This window comes from Acinetobacter sp. YH16044 (assembly GCF_013417145.1).
Classification (GTDB): domain Bacteria; phylum Pseudomonadota; class Gammaproteobacteria; order Pseudomonadales; family Moraxellaceae; genus Acinetobacter; species Acinetobacter amyesii.
Genome location: NZ_VPEK01000003.1, coordinates 131,642 through 150,735, shown reverse-complemented (window position 1 = coordinate 150,735; position 19,094 = coordinate 131,642). Strand labels below are relative to the sequence as shown.

The 19,094-nt window shown below is 40.0% G+C and carries 20 protein-coding genes and 1 pseudogene; 16 read left to right on the top strand and 5 right to left on the bottom strand.

Features of this window, described 5'->3' with window-relative positions; genetic code table 11:
• Positions 1-1,156 precede the first annotated feature (1,156 nt).
• The 13 genes from FTV38_RS03500 to FTV38_RS03440 all read left to right on the top strand — a co-directional run bounded on the left by FTV38_RS03500 (position 1,157) and on the right by FTV38_RS03440 (position 12,203).
• Entirely contained in the window at positions 1,157-1,615 is a 459-nt protein-coding gene (locus tag FTV38_RS03500; protein ID WP_180021362.1) for a GIY-YIG nuclease family protein, read from the top strand.
• An 85-nt stretch (positions 1,616-1,700) separates the two neighbouring features.
• On the top strand, positions 1,701-2,366 hold the full coding sequence (locus tag FTV38_RS03495; protein WP_111884818.1) for a pseudouridine synthase: 666 nt from the start codon (positions 1,701-1,703) through the stop codon (positions 2,364-2,366).
• 497 nt (positions 2,367-2,863) lie between these two features.
• Complete coding sequence (locus tag FTV38_RS03490) at positions 2,864-3,799, top strand: hypothetical protein (RefSeq protein ID WP_180021360.1); 936 nt, start codon at positions 2,864-2,866, stop codon at positions 3,797-3,799.
• A gap of 133 nt (positions 3,800-3,932) precedes the next feature.
• Positions 3,933-4,319 carry a ribonuclease E inhibitor RraB gene (locus FTV38_RS03485; protein WP_180021358.1) on the top strand — a complete coding sequence of 129 codons (387 nt, stop codon included), beginning with the start codon at positions 3,933-3,935 and terminating at the stop codon, positions 4,317-4,319.
• 330 nt (positions 4,320-4,649) lie between these two features.
• Complete coding sequence (locus FTV38_RS03480) at positions 4,650-5,096, top strand: SRPBCC family protein (protein ID WP_180021473.1); 447 nt, start codon at positions 4,650-4,652, stop codon at positions 5,094-5,096.
• Between the two features lie 45 nt (positions 5,097-5,141).
• A complete protein-coding gene (locus FTV38_RS03475) occupies positions 5,142-5,510 on the top strand; it encodes a DUF488 domain-containing protein (protein ID WP_111884822.1) in 369 nt (122 codons plus the stop codon).
• Between the two features lie 157 nt (positions 5,511-5,667).
• Positions 5,668-6,009 (top strand): zinc ribbon domain-containing protein YjdM, encoded by a 342-nt coding sequence (locus tag FTV38_RS03470; RefSeq protein WP_180021356.1) that lies wholly within the window; start codon positions 5,668-5,670, stop codon positions 6,007-6,009.
• A gap of 162 nt (positions 6,010-6,171) precedes the next feature.
• Positions 6,172-6,534 (top strand): 5-carboxymethyl-2-hydroxymuconate Delta-isomerase, encoded by a 363-nt coding sequence (locus tag FTV38_RS03465; RefSeq protein ID WP_180021354.1) that lies wholly within the window; start codon positions 6,172-6,174, stop codon positions 6,532-6,534.
• A gap of 273 nt (positions 6,535-6,807) precedes the next feature.
• Positions 6,808-7,143 (top strand): YegP family protein, encoded by a 336-nt coding sequence (locus tag FTV38_RS03460; RefSeq protein WP_168378556.1) that lies wholly within the window; start codon positions 6,808-6,810, stop codon positions 7,141-7,143.
• Positions 7,144-7,331: 188 nt separating this feature from the next.
• On the top strand, positions 7,332-8,015 hold the full coding sequence (locus tag FTV38_RS03455) for a DUF2939 domain-containing protein (RefSeq protein ID WP_180021352.1): 684 nt from the start codon (positions 7,332-7,334) through the stop codon (positions 8,013-8,015).
• Between the two features lie 25 nt (positions 8,016-8,040).
• Positions 8,041-8,487, top strand: coding sequence for a nuclear transport factor 2 family protein (locus FTV38_RS03450; RefSeq protein ID WP_218946117.1), 447 nt, complete (start codon positions 8,041-8,043; stop codon positions 8,485-8,487).
• A 137-nt stretch (positions 8,488-8,624) separates the two neighbouring features.
• Positions 8,625-11,060, top strand: a complete 2,436-nt coding sequence (locus FTV38_RS03445; protein ID WP_257228636.1) for an AI-2E family transporter — start codon at positions 8,625-8,627, stop codon at positions 11,058-11,060.
• Positions 11,061-11,150: 90 nt separating this feature from the next.
• Positions 11,151-12,203, top strand: a complete 1,053-nt coding sequence (locus FTV38_RS03440) for a DUF1176 domain-containing protein (RefSeq protein ID WP_180021350.1) — start codon at positions 11,151-11,153, stop codon at positions 12,201-12,203.
• Positions 12,204-12,282: 79 nt separating this feature from the next.
• On the opposite strand, the gene FTV38_RS03435 is transcribed toward FTV38_RS03440, so the two are convergent.
• A complete protein-coding gene (locus FTV38_RS03435; protein WP_180021348.1) occupies positions 12,283-13,050 on the bottom strand; it encodes a hydroxymethylpyrimidine/phosphomethylpyrimidine kinase in 768 nt (255 codons plus the stop codon).
• A 98-nt stretch (positions 13,051-13,148) separates the two neighbouring features.
• Here FTV38_RS03435 and FTV38_RS03430 point away from each other — a divergent pair, with 98 nt between their 5' ends.
• Positions 13,149-13,820 (top strand): HAD-IA family hydrolase, encoded by a 672-nt coding sequence (locus FTV38_RS03430; protein WP_180021469.1) that lies wholly within the window; start codon positions 13,149-13,151, stop codon positions 13,818-13,820.
• 28 nt (positions 13,821-13,848) lie between these two features.
• On the opposite strand, the gene FTV38_RS03425 is transcribed toward FTV38_RS03430, so the two are convergent.
• Positions 13,849-14,301: a hypothetical protein gene (locus FTV38_RS03425; protein WP_180021346.1), complete on the bottom strand. Its 453-nt coding sequence runs from the start codon at positions 14,299-14,301 to the stop codon at positions 13,849-13,851.
• A 297-nt stretch (positions 14,302-14,598) separates the two neighbouring features.
• On the opposite strand from FTV38_RS03425, the pseudogene FTV38_RS03420 reads away from it, so the two are divergent.
• Both FTV38_RS03420 and FTV38_RS18025 read left to right on the top strand, forming a co-directional pair.
• Positions 14,599-15,769 (top strand): annotated as a pseudogene (locus tag FTV38_RS03420) (low temperature requirement protein A).
• A 93-nt stretch (positions 15,770-15,862) separates the two neighbouring features.
• A complete protein-coding gene (locus tag FTV38_RS18025; protein WP_257220987.1) occupies positions 15,863-16,276 on the top strand; it encodes a TM2 domain-containing protein in 414 nt (137 codons plus the stop codon).
• A gap of 40 nt (positions 16,277-16,316) precedes the next feature.
• On the opposite strand, the gene FTV38_RS03410 is transcribed toward FTV38_RS18025, so the two are convergent.
• The 3 genes from FTV38_RS03410 to FTV38_RS03400 form a co-directional block, all read right to left on the bottom strand.
• The gene (locus FTV38_RS03410; protein ID WP_168378560.1) at positions 16,317-16,916 is read right to left on the bottom strand and encodes a DUF805 domain-containing protein; all 600 of its coding nucleotides are present in this window, start codon (positions 16,914-16,916) and stop codon (positions 16,317-16,319) included.
• 64 nt (positions 16,917-16,980) lie between these two features.
• Entirely contained in the window at positions 16,981-17,589 is a 609-nt protein-coding gene (locus FTV38_RS03405; protein ID WP_180021343.1) for a DUF805 domain-containing protein, read from the bottom strand.
• A 168-nt stretch (positions 17,590-17,757) separates the two neighbouring features.
• A complete protein-coding gene (locus tag FTV38_RS03400) occupies positions 17,758-19,041 on the bottom strand; it encodes a ribonucleotide-diphosphate reductase subunit beta (protein WP_078191110.1) in 1,284 nt (427 codons plus the stop codon).
• Between the last annotated feature and the right edge of the window lie 53 nt (positions 19,042-19,094).

Here is a 19,094-nt window from a genome sequence, read left to right as displayed (position 1 = left end):
AATTTGCAGAAAATTAGAAAAACTTAGGAAATTAATCCCGATGCCCTTTGGTTAAAGTATATCTCAAGGGTGTGATAGAGATTGAAAAGAGTAGCATGCTGTCAGTGGTGCAAAACACGCGTACAGTACTCACCCAAAAGGTCTCGATTCAGCTTAGGACGCTATAAACCAGAAGTTTATAGGCTATAAGATCATGACTTACAAAGTGATGATAGTTGAAGTAAACAACATTGTTTTCTCTTATACCACCCCAAAAATTTAAGCCAAAATAAAAAACAATAATAAATCATTACTTCTTTAATCCGCACAAAACAAACCACACCAGTTAAATCAGCACAAGCTCAAAGATCGTCAGGCATCTCTCTTGCAAATTGTCCTAATCCAAGCCTTAACTCTCAACGAACTTCATTTTCATCATATTGAATAGCTTCTGTGCTTCTTACTACTTTTTTCGAACAGATCACGATTTTTCAAATCTCGCTGTGGCATAGATTGTTGACTCTGAATCCAGTTGAAACATTCATTTCAATATATGTTCTCATTGGCTAACCGTCTTGTTTGAAATTCAAATGAACTCTGTGTTTGAACGCTAAGTTGTAGCGTAAATTTTCGTAAAAATTCATTTATAAGATGGAAAAAATGCTAAAAAATGATACGAGAAGAAATAATTTTCAATATATCTTTAAATGTGAAAAATATTTTTAAAATAAGCCCAAAACAGTAATTTTCAGGGAAACAATCCCTCATCAATACCACTACTATATATCTCAAGGGTGTGATAGAGATTGAAAAGAGTAGCATGCTGTCAGTGGTGCAAAACACGAGTACAGTACTCACCCAAAAGGTCTCGATTCAGCTTAGGACGCTATAAACCAGAAGTTTATAGGCTATAAGATCATGACTTACAAAGTGACGATAGTTGAAGTAAACAACACTGTTTTCTCTTACACCCTAAAAAATTTTTAAGAATTCAATCGAATAATAAATCCTTCCATCTTTTTCAAAATTTCAAACTTCGCATTCATTCCCAACACACTTTGATTATTGCTGATGTAATAAATATCACGCAGAACAACTCAAACTTAATCTAAGCTTCGGATTGTCCTTTTTCACAAAGTTGTTATGCTTAACTATCTAAATTTTAAATAATTTTGTTATGGGTTATCTTGATCAATTGATACAGGATTGTCTACAGGCACAGCAGACTAAAGCTGAGCGTATATTTGAGTTTTCAAGTTTTGATGATCTTGCTCAACACGCACATTATATTTATGTGATAGAGCAGGTTGGTGGCGATATACAGCAGACATATCAGGACTATGCTGCATTTAAGTCATTGAAAACCCATGCCTGTGCCAAGTTAAATCAACCCAATCACATTCTGTATGTTGGATCATCACGGACAGGTATAAAGAATCGTTTAAAACAACATTTAGGTTTTGGGCCTAAACAAACCTATGCCTTGCATTTGTCGCAGTGGTTTCAGGGCGAATATCGCATCACACTACATCAGTATCCATTAACCACGAGTTCAAGCATCTTACAATTACTGGAGGATGATTTATCTCATTCATTAGCACCTGCCTTTGGTAAATTGGGGACCAATAATCGTTAGGGTAGAACCTGATCGGTCAAAGTCGATTGACAGCGAATTAGTCAGTTGTTATTTTGCCGACATTCTCCCAGTACACAGTCTGTCCATGCCTTTAGATCCCAACTTTGTCTATGCGCCGCCTCAAGGTCCTCTACGTATTTTGTATGAAGATGCAGACTTGGTTGTCATCGAAAAACCAGCGGAATTGCTGTCGGTTCCGGGACGTTTGCCTGAGCATCATGACAGTGCCTATCTTCGAGTTTTGCAACAGTATCCAGCAGCAAAGATTACCCATCGTTTAGACATGGCAACATCAGGCATTTTGATGTTTGCGAAACACCGCGATGCAGAAGTGGCAGTGAGTAAAATGTTCCAAGCGCGGACGGTTCAAAAGCAATATGTGGCTTTAGTTCAGGGCAAACTTGAAGGTGAGGGCAGTGTTGAAGTGCCCCTCATTACGGACTGGGAAAATCGCCCACGTCAGATGGTGCATTTTGAATTGGGCAAACCCTCAAAAACCTTGTATCAAGCCATTAGCTATGACGCAAGCAAGGACATTAGCCGAGTATTATTAACACCAGTGACAGGGCGTTCTCATCAACTACGTGTACACATGATGCATATTGGGCACCCAATTACAGGGGATCAACTGTATCACCCGAATGCAAAACAGAGCTCACTCGGACGGATGGCGTTACATGCTTGCGATCTGGCATTTACCCAGCCCTTAACCCAACAAGCCGTTCATATTCATTGCGCGGCAGAATTTTAAAGCATATTCATGTGAATGCTCATTGTTCATAAAAACTGCTGCATTGAATTAAAACCTTTGGGACTCGTAAAAAGCGCAGAATATCTACAGCTTTAAATAGGTTTTTCTGCTTAAAAATGATTCATGATATACACTATATCCCCAATTCTGGGGATATATAAATAATTTAAATATCTCTATAAAGTATGTGAAAAATTTAGAAAGATTGATATTAAATTTCTTTGTAGCTTTTAGTAAATAAACGCCATTTTTAAGGTTTTATTATATTTTCTAATGAATATTGAATGATTAATTTTTTAATATAAAAATATTTTATTAAAATTATTTAAAACAGCATTTTAGTTAAATTGTGTGCAAGTGTGTATTTGGTCAGATAAATACAGTTTTTTGCATTTATTCTGCTAATATGAAATAAATTATTGATTTTAATTTTTATAAATTAGGTTTGTTTTGGGGAATAAACTTAAATTGTTGAAGCTTATTTTGAGGATTGGCAAATGATCAATATTGCTTTAATCGTCCTTATCATCCTATTAATTGTGGCTCTCCTTTTTGTTTATAACCGCAAATTGAAAAATGATAAAACCCTACGTTCACTGCAGGAAAACTTCGATCGTGCGCGGTTAAAACTGGCTGAAACAGAGTCGCAACAAGATGAACTGAATTATGAAATCAGTCAATTACGCATTCAAAACAGTGGCTTAAAAATCCAAGTCGATAAAGTAGCGAAATATCAACATATTGTGGATATTGAACAATATGTTGAGTATCGAACTTTACAGGCAGATGGCTTGTTAGAAGTCACCAAAGCCAATGCAGATATCATGTTGAATGATATTCGCGCCAAGATCGAACAAGTGCGTCAGTATTTGAGCAAATATCAAGAAAAAGCCAAATTACAAACGCAGGAACAAGCCCGTGCCGAGTTAAAAGGTTTATATAGCCAAGCGCTGGATCAACAGCATTTGGAAAATATTAACCGTGCTTTGGACAACAAAATACAGGGCTATCAGTCAGCGTTCTTTTTGCCTTTACAGAGTGTATTAGAACAGCTGATGGATGGCATGAATGAATCTGCGGCAAAGCAAAATTTGACTGCGGTGCGTTGCAAAATGATTGATGCGATGGAGCAGCAATCGACTGCAAACTGTAACTATGTCGATGAAGAGCGTCGTTTGGCTGCGATGCAACTATTTACATTGGTGTTTAATAGTCGTGCTGACTTGTATTTGGCCCAATTAAATACCAAAAACTTAGGTGAGCTATTGCAGGCTTTGGCGGATGATTTCACCTTGCTCAATGCGCATGGTGTACATTTTAGTCAGGCACGGGTACTCGACAGTTATCTACAATTACGCTTAGAAGAATTGAAAATGGCAGCTTTGGTTTTACATCTCAAAGAAACTCAGGCCCACATGGATGTTGTGGTTTAATTTGAATTGTTATCAGAAAGATCACTTCGGCGGTCTATTTCTGATTAAAGAGATTTAGCTAATGCAAATTGCAACAATTATCCGTTAATCTAAGTCAACAGAATAAAATTCATAAACGATAAGGGAAAGTACAATGACTCGTGATTTTAAACAATTTCCAGATGATGATAATGGCAATGTGCTGTGGCAGATGCAGCAAGATGGTGATGATTTATCTGTGCCGCACGAAATCGAATATTCAATTGCCTTTTCGAACGAAGCGCAGGCTGAACAGTGTGCATTGTATTTATTGAAAGAAGAGCAAAAAATTTCGTTGTTCCAAGATGAAGAATCAGATCGCGAGGAATGGATTATCACGGTCTATGTCTATATGGAACCTGATTATGAAGATATCGTTGATTTAGAGCAGTGGTTTATTAAAATTGCGGAACAACATTCGGGCGAATATGACGGTTGGGGTTGTATGGCTTATATCTATGAAGATGATGATTTGGATGAAGATGAAGCACAATTGAGCTAAGTCTCACTATTGTATCGTTAGCAATAAGAACCCAGTGATTTAACTGGGTTTTTTATTATTTAAATTTTATAAAAATTGTGTAAAATTTTGATTTTTCAATATTTTTAATCAAAATCAATATGAATGCAGCTCACAAAACATAACACGGCATTGCGTTAAAGTGATGGGATCAATCTGTAGGATTCGCTATAGTATTGAACAGCAATGACCTTTCTCGCACGTCTCAAGGCTGTCTCATTTAGAACGTTTCAGTGTGATAAAAATGGACGATAAAGCGAGGGTGAATGCATGTGGATGATTCAGTGAAAACAATGACACAAGGACATCATCATAAGCAATACTGTTCGATTACATCGTGTTTTTAGTGCGCCTGTAGAGCGTGTTTATCGTGCCTTTGTGGAGCCAGATGCTTTAGTGAAATGGATGGCACCGCATGGATTTACTGCCCATGTGGAACATTCGGATGTGCGTGTAGGTGGCTCGTACCGCATGTCGTTTCAAAATTTTTCAACGGGAACCACACACGCTTTCCATGGTGATTATCATGAAGTCGTGCCCAATCATTTACTGCGCTATACAGACCAATTTGATATGCCTAAGTTGGCCGGTGAAATCGAAGTCACTGTTGAGTTTAAAGCGGTATCAGTAGGAACCGAAGTGACGATTGTACAGGCAGGGTTGCCGAGCGTTATTCCACCTGATGCCTGTTATTTGGGTTGGCAGGAGTCTTTACAGTTGCTGGCTTTTTTAGTGAATCCAGCGATCCCCGATGAATAATCTGAAGAATGATCGAAAAACTGCAAATAGGCGAAGGAGGGCTTAATGACTGTACACATTAAACGTATTTATGATGAGATAAGCCCAGACGACGGTAAACGCATATTAGTCGATCGCTTGTGGCCGCGTGGTATCAGTAAAGTGAGCGCAGAGCTAGATTTGTGGCCGAAGGCATTGACGCCATCTACAGATTTACGTCGTTGGTATCATCAAGATGAGGCAATGGCTTCTCGATGGGACGAGTTTAAACAGCGCTATTTGCAAGAAATACAGCCACATCAAGCCGAGTTGGAACAACTGCGGGCATGGGAAAAAGAGGAGCCACTAACCTTACTCACAGCGGCTAAACATACGGATAAAAATCATGCGCATATCTTAAAAGCGTTAATATTAAATACCTCATTAGAGATCTAAAATTTAAACCTTCAAGTGCTGTAGCGTTGTGAAATTTACGACCTTCACAAGGTGATTAAACCATACGAAATTTATGGTTTTTAAGTTTATGAAATACATAAAAATGTTATATTAAGATTTTATGGATTTTTGCATCCATCTTTTTTTGAGGTCTTTTATGTCTTTACCCAATTGTCCCCAATGTAATTCTGAATATACCTATAATGATGGCGATTTACTGATTTGTCCTGAATGTTCACATGAATGGCGTGAAGGCGAAAGTTCTGCTGATGAGCAGGTAATCATTAAAGATGCCAATGGCAATGTATTGGCTGATGGCGACACGGTTACTGTGGTGAAAGATCTTAAAATTAAAGGCTCATCTTCAGTGGTGAAAGTTGGTACCAAAGTTAAAAATATTCGCCTTTTAGTCGATGCAACAGATAGTCATGACATTGACTGTAAAATTGATGGTATCGGGGCAATGAAGCTCAAATCTGAATACGTGAAAAAAGTTTAAGTTTCGTTTTTGTTCGCTCCAAAGCAAATTTCAATCATCCTAAGCGAAGTCAACACTTGGCTTAGGATGTCTACTTAAACATGAAATAGATAACTAATTCGCTATAGATTTTACTTTTCAGCCTGCATAATAGAAGCATTACAGGTTTGAAATGTCTTTACTATGCCGCATATTCATTTGGAATATTCCAATAACCTTGAGCTGGAGGCTCGTCCTTTACTTAAATCGCTAAACAAGGCCTTATTTGAATCGGGTCATGTCAGTGCCATCAATGATATTAAGAGCCGTGCTGTCGCTCAGCAAGATTTTGTTGTGGGCTTGGATGAACACGCTCAACATGCGTATATGCATGCCAAAGTTTCATTATTGACGGGTCGAACGGTTGAAGTTCAAAAGCAAATTTCATTGTTGTTATTGGACGTGTTGAAACAACATGTCACAGCTTCAGCAATAGAAGTGCAACTTTGTGTAGAAATTTTAGAAATGAATAAAGCAACCTATTCGAAGCAGATCGTGAGTCCTTAAGGCCTTTATTCAATGCGTTGAGCAATGTACCGCTATTCACAAATACAGCATGATGAAAGAATGATGAAATCCGACTTCGGTCGGATTCTTTTTTATTGGAATTATTTATTAAAAATCATTTTCTTAGTGATTAAATTTTAAGCCTTTACACTGATCAAAAAAGACATTGAAAAATGTGACCGAGTTCATTTATATTCTGTAGATCAGGTTGAATTTCCAACAACAAATCCTGATCGAATAATAGATAAAACAATGAAAATGAAGGGGTAACATATGTCGGGATGGTACGAGATCAGTCATTCTAATGATCAGCAGTTTCGTTTTGTATTAAAAGCAGGGAACGGTGAAATCATTTTAACGAGTGAATTATATAAAGCGAAAGCATCAGCCCAAAACGGGATTGAGTCTGTACAAAAGAACAGTTCAGATGACAGTCGTTTTGAACGACTGACGGCCAAAAATGGCAAACCATATTTTAATTTGAAAGCGGCAAACCATCAAATTATTGGGACCAGCCAATTTTATGCCAGTGAGCAATCACGCGATAAAGGCATTGAATCAGTTAAAACCAATGGTGCAAGTACCCAAATTAAAGATCTAACTGCTTAAATTTGAAACAACCTGATCGAGACAGTCAACGCGGGATAAACAAAACCTGAAGGCTCGTCAAAATCACAAGATCAAAAGCAATATGGTTCTCAAATAAGCGCTGTTGGGTTGGATGCTCTTCAATCTAGATCAGGCTTATTTGACGGTACAAGGAAGTACCACAACTTCACTGGCTAGAGTGGTGAACGATGAATAAGCAGAATCATATTTTGTATTATGGGCTCATTACGATTTTGATCATCGTCATGGGGTGTATGATTGCGTCTCCGTATTGGGTGTTGTATCAAATACGTCAAGCCTATGAGCACAATCAACCTGAAAAAATTGCTCAATATATCGATTTTGCGGCAGTCAAATCGAGTCTAAAACCACAAGTTGAAGACCTCATTCAACAGAAAACTGGGCTACAGCATTTACCCGAATTTGCCCAGTCTTGGGGTGGGCAGCTCAGCACAGTCCTCAGTGCAACGCTAGTCGACAGTCTGGTCACTCCAACCAGTATCATGCTGCTTTTACAAGGCAAAGCATTAAAAGAGTCGATCCAACTACCAGAAATAACCAAACTGACCAATCCGAGCATGATTAGCCCAGGGATTGAACTATTCACGCATGCTGAAAATAAGGTCGCAGAACAACCTTATGCGTCAACACTATCCAAAAATGACGAAACTGCAACCGCTGTTGCTTTAAAGCAAAGCCAGCCACTTGAACCCAAAGCCAGCTATAGCGCTTGGAATCGATTTGATCTGTATGTGCCGCTCCAAGGCCTAAGCGAAGAAAAATATACCGTATTTAGTATGCAACGCCGCGGTTGGAGCTGGAAGATCGTTGCAATTCAACTTCCAAACGCCGCCCAGAACAATGCTTCATAAAAAATAAAATAAATAGGTGCCAGAGATGCAAGATAAAATCAAAATAGTTGGTGACCAACAGGCCGCTGACGAAATTCTGCAATTTTTAGCCAATTGGGATGAGGTCATCTGCCAATTGAAAATTGAAAATATTGCTGAATCCTGCGCAGCAGATGTGTACTTTTTTGATGCCAGTTGTGAAATGCGTGGCTTAATGGCATATCAAAAAATGTGGGAATTTTATCGGGAGTATTTTCGTGAAGGCTTAAAGGTATTTAGGCGGGAATTGGTCATCCATGCAGATCCTGATATTGCCTTTCTGCACTGTTATTCCAAAATTGATGATCAGAGCGGGATACCGACGCCGGGGATCTCGTGGTGTCGTAATACCATTGGGATGAAAAAAACGCAGTCTCAATGGAAGATCGTTCATCAACATATTTCTGTTCCCGTGGATATTGTGACTCATCAAAGTAAAGTGATTACCTTTTAATTCCTCTCGAAACGCAGTATGAAAACAGAGCTATAAAGCTCTGTTTTTTTCTTTGCAAATCATTACATGAAATGCGTATGCAGCCCTAAAACTTCAGCCTAAATTAAAAAATAATGACCATCGTTCAGGATAAGAAAATGGATCATAAAAATAATAAATTAGCGCAAGAATTTGAATCATCACCATCAGGTCAAAAGCAAGGCTTGCAAGACCTGAACGCATCGAAGCAAATGCCCCCTGCAGATTTACATAAAGTGATTCGAATCACAGCAGGGTTTATCATCGGCAGTTTGCTGATTGCCGCCTTATATCTTGGCAAAGATATTTTTATTCCATTGGCACTCGCAATTTTATTGGCTTTTTTAGTTGATCCTTTGGTGATGAAACTACGCGGTTGGGGACTTCCGCAGATGCCATCTATATTTATTGTGGTCGGTTTGGCTTTGGCGATTTTATCCGGCGCGGCCTCTTATTTGGGTTATCAACTGGGGCAATTAAGCCAAGAATTACCGCAATATCAGGGCACGATTCAAAAGAAAATGGATTCTATTCGTCAATTTGCACGCGGCCCGAGTGTTTGGGATGGCGCAAAAACCACCATAGATACCGTTGAAAATTCGATAGATGATGTGGTGCCAGAAGAGAAAAATCCTAAAGTGCAACAAGTGAAAGTGGTGGGGCAACAACAAACCACGGCTGAAGCGGTCATGGCTTGGAGCGAGCGGGTGCTCAATCCCTTGGCAACTGCGGGTATTGTTTTTTTGTTTGTGATTCTGATTTTGGTCAATCGGAAAGATTTGCATGATCGTTTCCTTAAGCTGCTGGGCGGTAATTTAAATATTGGAACTGACGCACTAGATGAAGCGGCCAATCGTATCGGTAAATATTTACGTATGCAGCTGATGGTGAATGTGACCTACGGTATTCCGATGGCTTTGGGACTTTGGTTTATTGGGGTGCCGGCAGCAATTATGTGGGGAATGGTGGCGATTGTGATGCGCTTTGTTCCCTATGTCGGCCCAATGATTTCTGCGATTTTCCCCATTGCATTGGCTTTTGCGGTAGATCCCACATGGAATATGGTGCTATGGACAGTGGGTTTAATTTTGCTCGTGGAATTGGTCAGTAATAATATTATTGAGCCTTGGTTATATGGGGAAAGTACCGGACTTTCAACCTTAGCCATTATTATTGCCGCCATGTTTTGGACGGCTGTGTGGGGGCCGATTGGTTTAATTTTATCGACGCCTTTAACCGCATGTTTATTGGTGCTTTCGAGCTATGTACCATCCTTAGGTTTTATTAAAACCCTGATCGGTAGTACACCTGCATTGGCACCGCATGAGCGCTTTTATCAGAGATTAGTCGCTGATGATGTGCAAGATGCCGTGGATGTCGCACAAAATTTTATTGCTGAAAAGTTACCGAAGGATGCGACGGATGAAATCAAGGCACGTCGGGTTAATGCGTTTTATGCAAAAGTGGCGATTCCAGCCATACGGATTTTTTCGAGAGGCCACAACACCGAGGCCAGTGCTGAACATCGACTACGTTTACATCAGGGATTAAAACTGTTTAATCATAGTTTTCAACGGGCATATCCAGTGGCACAGCAGGATCAGAAAACTGAGGTTTTGTGTATCGGCGCACGTTGGGAAATAGATGTTCAAGTATCGGCTATGTTGGCGCATGGCCTAAGCTTAAGCGGTATTCAGGCTCAGGCTTTTAGCGATGTCTTAATCCAGAATCAGCATCAAAATATGGGTGATATCCAAGAGGATATTCAGATCGTATGTATTTCGATTTTTCATACAGCACCTGAAGCTCAAATCCGTCTATTAAGCCATTTTTTTAAGGCACAGTTTCCAGATAAAAAAATGATTTTTGCACTGTGGAGCTGTGATGAAGTAAAGCAATTAGATGCGATCAAAGAAAATTTCACCGTCGATGCTGTGGTCAATAATATGAATGATTTGATATTAACCATTGAAGCTTTTCAATTGACGCATGGTGAATCTTGGTTGGATGAGCCTGATCCTAGCGTTGAAGCACAGCGCTTAAAAGCATTAGAAGAACTGAATGTTTTGGATGAGCGGAATTTACCGATTTATGAACAATATATTGAAGAAGCCCGACAAGCCTTCGATGTGAAATATGCACAAATTTCTTGGGTCAAGCAAGATTGGGTCTATACTCCAGGTAGCCCTTTGGCTAAGGCTACCGAGCAACCGATGCAGGTGCGCCAGTCGAAACAAGACTCAATCTGCAGCCATTTGGTATATCAAAATGAACGCTTGATTATTGAAGACTTACAACGTGACCCACGCTTTGCTCATTTACCTGAATTGATGCATAACCGCATTCGCTTTTATGCAGGCGTTGCACTTAGAGACCGTAATGGGGTGGCCTTGGGAAGTTTCTGTGTTTTAGATCGGCAGCCGAATCAAATGACCGATGATGATATGAGTCTTTTAAAAGGCCTAGCGGCAGATTTGATGAATACGCTCAGTGATGAAAATGCGAAACGAAAAAAATGTGAAGAGATACAGCAACTGAATGATTCATCTCTATAAATTTAAATCATGTAGCAGATCCATTTAAACTGGAGTTTCAGTGAAAAGCATTCTAAGATGGCTCTAATATAATTATTTTGAGCCAAAGACATGAACAAAAATAATGTCATCTGGCAACTTTTATTGGGCTACATTGCTGCATTGGGTTGTAGTGTGAGTTTTGCTCAAATTCAAGGAAATTATTTTTCACATAAGGATTGGGAAATCGCTTGTGATAATACGGGGACATGTCGCGTTGCAGGTTATCAAGCGGAAGGCAATCAGCCCGCTATTTCTGTGTTATTACAACGTGCTGCGGGAGCTCAAGCGCAAGTCAGCGCACGAGTAAAACTCGATCCTGAAACCTTCAATGCGGCAAATAAACCACTTCAACTTTACATTTTAGGTAAAAATCAGGGAACTGTGCAGCTTGATGCCAAAACCGCGGAGGGTCAGTTAAGTGCAGCTCAAACTCAAAAACTGATTCAAGCCTTACAAGCCAACCAACCAATTGTGTGGAAAGGCAACAACAAAACATGGTTATTGTCCGTGCAGGGCGCTAGTGCAGTTTTACTCCGTATGGATGATTTTCAAAAGCGCATAGGGACAAATTCGGCATTATTGCGTAAAGCCAATAACAGTTCGGTCAATGTACTCAAACCGAAAAGTATTCCGAAAGTGAATATTCAAAATTATAGTAAGGGCTTACAAACACGGTATGCCGTCAATGCGCCCACAGCCAAACAATTGTTTGGATTGATAAAGAAGAAAACGACAGTAGAAGATTGTCCTCAACTCTTTGATGCAAATTTCTTAGAGGATGATCGGGTCGTGGTGTTTCCAATCAATGGGAAAAATGCCTTGGTCGAAGTGCCATGTTGGCGTGGGGCATATAATAGTGGTAATGGCTATTGGCTGATGGATCGAAATTTAAAGCAAATCAAACAATCCGTGACCTTTTCCGGAAGTGGTTTTAGCGAAGGGCAGATTTTCTCCAATCAACGTGGACGAGGCATTGGCGACTGTCATAGTACGGGGGAGTGGTCATGGAATGGTCAGCGTTTTATCCAAACCTATATGGCAAAAACCACACAGTGCAAAGGATTTGCTGGTGGTGCGTGGGAAATTCCAACCTTGGTCTATCGCGTTCAACTCGACTCTTAATTTGAAAAAGCCCTGATATTCAGGGCTTTAAATGATATAGCGTTTTATTCTATGGGGTTTAAATAAATAACCGAGTACTTTAAAAACGTTTTGGTATTTTTTGTCCACCGACAACCGGTGATTCAGCGATTTTCAACACACCAAATAACCATGTTTCGGCATGATGAACAGCCGTTTTGAGCTCATCACCTAAGGCTAAACGCCCTGCAATAAAACTCGCCAATGAACAGCCCGAACCATGATATTCCCCATCCAGTCGTGGACAACGGGTTTCAGAGACTAATTCACCCTGAACATATAACGAGTTTTGAATATAGTCAGGCGTATTTTCATGCCCACCTTTTACTAATACCGCTTGAGCACCCATCGCAAAAAGTTGCGCAGTTGCTTTAGAGATATCCTCTTCACCTGTGAGCGCACGTAATTCTACGGTATTAGGTGTAAGCACAGTGGCAAGCGGAATCAATTCCGCAAAGGCTTTGACCAAAGTTGCTTGATCGCCCAAAGAACCACCACTATTGGCAACTAAAACGGGGTCGAGAACATAATGATATTCGGGATGTTCACGTAAAAACTCAGCGAGAGCCGCGATATTTTCAGTTGTTCCTAACATTCCTGATTTTACACAGCGAATAGGGAGGTCACCGACGACAGCATGTGCTTGAGCCAACAATAACTCGCGAGAGGTTGCTTCAAACGAATACACTTGTTGTGAGTTTTGAACGGTTAATGCTGTACACGCAATGGCAGCATGTCCACCACTTTGACCAATGGCTTCAATGTCCGCTTGCAGTCCTGCACCACCTGAAGGGTCAAGACCTGAAAAGCACAGTACAGTAGGGCGCACAATGATGTCCTTATTACACAAAATTTGCGATAGTATAGGCAACTTTGAGCGAACACTCGATAGTATTTTTGCAGAAGTGAATGGATAAGGTAAAAGCTGTGATTAAGAATATATTGATCGATCTCGATGGAACATTAACAGATCCAAAAGTTGGCATTACCACTTCAGCACGCTATGGACTGGCGAAAATTGGACATCCTATTTCGGATGAGACCAATATCGATTGGATCATTGGACCACCTTTGAAAGCCTCTTTGGCCAAAATCCTCAATGTCGATATGCATAATGTACTTGCAGATCAGGCTTTACTTGGTTATCGCGAGCGCTTTGCCGTTACGGGCTTATTTGAAAATAAAGTGTATCCTGCGGTTGCCGACACTCTAGCAACTTTACAACAGCAAGGCTTTCACTTGTACGTCGCTACAGCAAAGCCGACGGTCTATGCCCGCCAAATTTTAGAACATTTTGATTTGGCAAAATATTTTACTGTGATCTATGGCAGTGAACTGAACGGTGAGCGAACCAACAAAGGCGATTTAATTGAATACATTTTGCAGCAAGAACAGTTGGATGCGAAGGAATGTGTGATGGTGGGAGACCGTGAATACGATATTTTAGGCGCACGCCGTAATGCAGTGCAGAGTATTGCTGTGAGCTATGGTTATGGTAGTGCAGAAGAAATTCAAACGGCTGCACCGGCACTGGTGATTGATCGTTTTAACGATTTGATTTCGAGTATTGAGCAATTGCAGCAGCAGAAAGTGTCGTAGTTGCACCTAATCAAGAGAATGATGCTGATTATTTAAAGATAATCAGCAAAATCAGAAAAATCAGCCCACAGAAAAACCATTTGAGCAAAGGTGACTCATCATTTTTGATGGTTTCTGCTTCGAGTGCGATGCCATGTTTATCGTAGACAAATACAAAATGTGCATTTGCGCTTAGAGCCATTTCTTGAATGGCTTGTAGCTCGAGTGCGCTGACTTCTTCACTTAAGCGTTCTTTTAACTGAATAAAAATAACCGGCTGTCCAAACTCATACCACTTGAAGTGGATCTGTTGTATGAGTTGGTTGAAGCACTGTTCTGCAACATGATAGTTTCGGACAAAACTTCCACGTTCTATAAAAGCCAGAGGGCAGTTTTGTTCAGCTACAATTTGATGATCACGCGTTAAAACTTGCATTTGATCATAATGGATCTGTACCCAAACTGCGTCAGGAAAAGACGCTAATTTTTCTTTTAACATCACTTTTAGATTTCATTATTTTTTTAATTACTAGCAGTATGTCATTAAAATTTAGAGAAAAATATAGCTGAGATATAAAAAACACATCGATCTATCGAGTTTTTATCTTAAAACGTCTTTCGCAGTTTTGTCACTTTGAATTTTTAACTTCTACAATTGAAATATCTAAATCTTAAGTGTGTTTTTAAAGCCATTATCCTTTTTCTAGAAAACTGTTTCTCATCTGATTTATGTAATCGATCTTGTAACTGTTTCAGGCTTTTGAAAAAATTCAGACAGAAAACAATAAAGCTGAATGCTATGTCCAAATCATTTTTATTCCCTAGCCAGTGGCTCAAACCTTTGCACCCACGTGATCCACATGAGCATCATCGTGTCGCGACCTCTTTAGAATTGCTTTTTGACTTGATCTTTGTCGTGGCGATCGCAACAGCAGGGCAGCAACTGCATCATGCCATTGTTGAAAATCATTTAGCTCAGGGTTTAACGCTGTATGGCATGGTGTTTTTTGCCTTGTGGTGGGCGTGGATGAACTTTAGTTGGTTTGCTTCGGCGTATGATAATGATGATGCGCTCTATCGAATCTTAACTTTCGTACAGATCATTGGTTCTTTGGTCATTGCTGCAGGTATTCCAAGCGCTTTTCAAAAGCAGGATTTTGACGTAATTGTGATTGGTTATGCCATTATGCGTCTGGGCTTAGTTACAGCAGTGGTTTCGCGTTGCAAAGCATGATCTGTCCCGTCGGAAAACAGCATTACGCTATGCTTTTGGCATCATACTGGTGCAAGTGGGGTGGCTGTTCTTTCATTTTTCACCGCTGCATTTCACCGTTTATCTTTTCATTTTGCTCGCAATTGCTGAACTGTCTATCCCAGTTTTTGCAGAAGCTGCAAGCCGTACACCTTGGCATGCGCATCATATTGCAGAGCGATATTCACTGCTTACCATTATCGTTTTAGGCGAATCTATTGTCGGATGCTCGATTGCCATAACCGATGCATTAACAAATCAGCGTTTTAGTACTGAACTGATTTTTCTGATGGTGGGCGGCCTGATGATGATGTTCACCATGTGGTGGTCTTATTTTGATACCAGTATTGCAGAGCGTCTAAATAGCCGAAAAATGGCATTTACTTGGGGTTATGGACATTTCTTTGTCTTTATTAGTATTGCGGCGATTGGTGCTAGTTTAGCTGCCGCAGTCGATGTGGTTTCGCATGAGGTACTGATTAGTTCTGAAAAAGAAAGCTACTTTGTGGCGATCAGCCTCGTGATTTATACGACAAGTTTATATTTACTCCATGAATTGCATCATCAAAGTGGCTTTAGAAAACTTTTATATCCTTTAACCGTGGTGATTGTTTTGTGTATTCCGTTGTTTATTACTCCTGCGGGTTATGCAATATTTGCGATGGCAGTGGTATATGCATTGAGATTGATGTTTACAAAATGCTATTTGGCAAGATAAGTTAATGATATGATATTCATCAATAATTCGTTATATTGCTGATGAAAATAACGTCCAAGAATCATCAAATAAAGATAAAACATAGAGGATTATATGAAAGGGCAAATACTCGATTTTTCTGTTCAAAATAATACAGGCATCATCAGTGGAGATGATCAGAATCGTTATCAATTTTCTGGAAGTGATTGGAAAGGACAAACTGTTCCTGCTCGTGGACAATTTGTTGATTTTGAGACAAGTGGATTGGGTTACGCAACCGATATTTACTTAGTCGCTGTGCCGAATGCTTTAGGCACGCAATACGGTCAAAAGAGTCGTATTGTTGCTGCACTCTTAGCATTCTTCCTTGGTGGATTTGGTATACATAAATTCTATTTGGGTCGTATTGGATGGGGGATTGTGTATCTGCTATTCTGTTGGACCTTTATTCCATCCATTGTTGCTTTTATTGAATTTATTATTTATCTATGCACTTCAGATGAAGATTTTGCGCGTAAATATGGCTAAAGTTTTTTGTTAAAAGATAAGGCGCATTGTGCGCCTTATTTTATTGTTGCAGATCTCTAGCGGGTTGACCCCATTGGTTGTTCTCGGCTTTGGTGTCTGTAGCCCACCATATAATCAGTGGGATGATCCCAATGATTGTGAGCATTAAAAGTTGCCACCAACCTGAACGTCCCGTGTCATGTAGTCGACGTGCGCCAACAGCTAAGCTAGGAATAAGTAAAACGATATTGGTAATATTTTCTAGCCAAGGTTCACTGCCAATAACGAAATCGCAAATAGAGGCAAGTATAGTGACCAATATACAAAATAGCCAAAAGAACCAGAACTCTTTACGTCGAGCACGTCCTTCAAATTCAGCAAACTTTTTCAGTGGTTTGAATGACCACGCGAAAAAGTCATAGTTTTCCTCTTCTTCACTGTAGTTTGCTCGCGTATTCGTGGAAAAACTTTGTTGGTGTAATGCAATATAGACTTGAATCGCTTGCCCACTTTCATCCAAAGCAAAATCAACCTGTTCTCCACGTGTAGGTGGTCTTTGACCGCGCCATTCATGACCAGCAAATTGATAGTGTTTTCCATCTTCAGCACTAATCACCCCAGTATTAGTTTGAATCGAAAAATCTAGTATTTGTCCTTTCATATTTTTCCTGAGTTAATGTGCTGTAGATAGGGTGGCTACATAAATAGTAGCCACGATTTTTTATTTATTTGGCAGGTTGTCCCCATTGGTTTACTTCAGGTTTGGTTTCTGTTGCAAGCCAAATTAGAACCAGAATTGGTCCAACGAGCGGAATCATTTGTATTAACCAATACCAACCAGATTTATTAATATCATGTAAACGACGTACTGCAACAGAAAGGGACGGAATAACCATTGCTAAGATGAAAATACCTGTGAATATTCCTTTGGTTCTAAGCACTGAATCGACAATCAGAGTAATAATCATTGCGATAAGATAGACCAATACAAACAACCAATATTCTTTACGGCGTGCACGTCCAGTAAAATTTGCATAATTTTTTAGACATTTGACAAACCAATCAATCATGTTGAATTGTGATTCTGCTTGGTCTTGGTTTGAAATTTTATCGAGTTGCTGTGAAATTTGTTGAATAGGATTACTGCTGCCAAGTGCATTGAATACTTGAACAGCTTGACCTTCTGGACTGATATCGAAATCTACATGATCGCCGCGTTTAGGTGAGTTTTGGCCACGCCATTCTGCACCTGTAAATTCATAACGGTTTTGATCATCTCCACTGATGATGCCTGAATTGGTTTGTACTGAATAATCTAATATCTGACCTTTCATTCTGTCCTCTTTTATTATGTGATTTTTTTAATTGATGTATTTTTATACCGTTTTATATTAGCAGAATATGAATTAAATTAAATGCATAGATTTGCTTGGGTGAATGAAATTCTTCATAAAAAAAGCGGAACACTTGGTTCCGCTTTTGATATTTCGCTGAAAAATTTATTACCAGCTTAACGCACCACCAGTTTGGTAATCCGTTACGCGAGTTTCAAAGAAGTTCTTCTCTTTACGTAAGTCCATCATTTCTGACATCCACTGGAATGGGTTATTCACACCAGCAAATTGTTCAGGTAAGCCTAATTGGCTCAAACGACGGTTACAGATGAACTTCAAGTATTCTTCCATCATGCCTGCATTCATACCCAATACACCGCGTGGCATAGTGTCACGTGCATATTCGATTTCAAGCATTGTGCCTTCAAGAATCATTTGAATGATTTCTTCTTGGAACTCAGCAGTCCATAGGTGAGGGTTCTCGATCTTGATTTGGTTGATCATGTCGATACCAAAGTTCAAGTGCATAGATTCATCACGTAAGATGTATTGGAATTGCTCAGCAACACCATTCATCTTGTTACGACGACCCATAGACAAGATTTGGCTGAAACCACAGTAGAAGAAGATACCTTCAAGTACGCAGTAGAACGCGATCAAGTTGCGAAGCAAGATTTGGTCGTTTTCAGGTGTACCTGTTTTGAACGTAGGATCACTTAAAGATTGTGTATATTTCAGACCCCAAGCTGCTTTACGAGCCACTGAAGGAATTTCACGGTACATGTTGAAGACTTCGCCTTCGTCCATACCTAAAGATTCGATACAGTATTGGTAAGCGTGCGTGTGAATCGCTTCTTCAAATGATTGACGTAAGATGTACTGACGGCATTCAGGGTTGGTAATGTGACGGTAGATTGCAAGAACCAAGTTGTTCGCAACCAATGAATCCGCAGTCGAGAAGAAACCTAAAGAACGCATAACAATGGTACGCTCATCTTCGGTTAAGCCATTTTCAGACTTCCAAAGTGCGATGTCATGGTTCATGTTCACTTCTTGCGGCATCCAGTGGTTTGCACAACCGTCTAGATATTTTTGCCAAGCCCATTCGTATTTGAACGGTACAAGTTGGTTTAAGTCAGCGCGGCAGTTGATCATCGCTTTATCGTCAACTTGAACACGCTGAGCACCCATTTCTAGCTCTTCTAAGCCAGGTGCAACGTCTAGATTTTCTAGAGCGTTAGATGCTCTTGCCAACGGATCGGTTGGATCTGTTGGTCGATTTGTACTGGTTCGAGCGGGTTGTGCAGCTGCCAAATTCGGCGATGAGTGCTGTGCATTAGATACCACTTGCGAATCAGTCGTTTTTTGCGGTTCGACGGGCGCAGGCTGGTGAGCTTGTGCAGCTTGTTTCGGTTCATCATCTTCGAAATCGTCCCAACTTAGGATAGACATAACAGTTCTCTCTTCGTTGCTTTATATCTTTTATAGACATCCAGCGTCGCTGA

What these genes read in the sequence shown, in the direction of transcription:
- FTV38_RS03500 (WP_180021362.1), top strand. Translation starts at nt 1,157, where the DNA reads ATGGGTTATCTTGATCAATTGATACAGGATTGTCTACAGGCACAGCAG.
- FTV38_RS03495 (WP_111884818.1), top strand. Translation starts at nt 1,701, where the DNA reads ATGCCTTTAGATCCCAACTTTGTCTATGCGCCGCCTCAAGGTCCTCTA.
- FTV38_RS03490 (WP_180021360.1), top strand. Translation starts at nt 2,864, where the DNA reads ATGATCAATATTGCTTTAATCGTCCTTATCATCCTATTAATTGTGGCT.
- FTV38_RS03485 (WP_180021358.1), top strand. Translation starts at nt 3,933, where the DNA reads ATGACTCGTGATTTTAAACAATTTCCAGATGATGATAATGGCAATGTG.
- FTV38_RS03475 (WP_111884822.1), top strand. Translation starts at nt 5,142, where the DNA reads ATGACTGTACACATTAAACGTATTTATGATGAGATAAGCCCAGACGAC.
- FTV38_RS03470 (WP_180021356.1), top strand. Translation starts at nt 5,668, where the DNA reads ATGTCTTTACCCAATTGTCCCCAATGTAATTCTGAATATACCTATAAT.
- FTV38_RS03465 (WP_180021354.1), top strand. Translation starts at nt 6,172, where the DNA reads ATGCCGCATATTCATTTGGAATATTCCAATAACCTTGAGCTGGAGGCT.
- FTV38_RS03460 (WP_168378556.1), top strand. Translation starts at nt 6,808, where the DNA reads ATGTCGGGATGGTACGAGATCAGTCATTCTAATGATCAGCAGTTTCGT.
- FTV38_RS03455 (WP_180021352.1), top strand. Translation starts at nt 7,332, where the DNA reads ATGAATAAGCAGAATCATATTTTGTATTATGGGCTCATTACGATTTTG.
- FTV38_RS03450 (WP_218946117.1), top strand. Translation starts at nt 8,041, where the DNA reads ATGCAAGATAAAATCAAAATAGTTGGTGACCAACAGGCCGCTGACGAA.
- FTV38_RS03445 (WP_257228636.1), top strand. Translation starts at nt 8,625, where the DNA reads ATGGATCATAAAAATAATAAATTAGCGCAAGAATTTGAATCATCACCA.
- FTV38_RS03440 (WP_180021350.1), top strand. Translation starts at nt 11,151, where the DNA reads ATGAACAAAAATAATGTCATCTGGCAACTTTTATTGGGCTACATTGCT.
- FTV38_RS18025 (WP_257220987.1), top strand. Translation starts at nt 15,863, where the DNA reads ATGAAAGGGCAAATACTCGATTTTTCTGTTCAAAATAATACAGGCATC.
- FTV38_RS03410 (WP_168378560.1), bottom strand. Translation starts at nt 16,916, where the DNA reads ATGAAAGGACAAATACTAGATTTTTCGATTCAAACTAATACTGGGGTG.
- FTV38_RS03405 (WP_180021343.1), bottom strand. Translation starts at nt 17,589, where the DNA reads ATGAAAGGTCAGATATTAGATTATTCAGTACAAACCAATTCAGGCATC.
- FTV38_RS03400 (WP_078191110.1), bottom strand. Translation starts at nt 19,041, where the DNA reads ATGTCTATCCTAAGTTGGGACGATTTCGAAGATGATGAACCGAAACAA.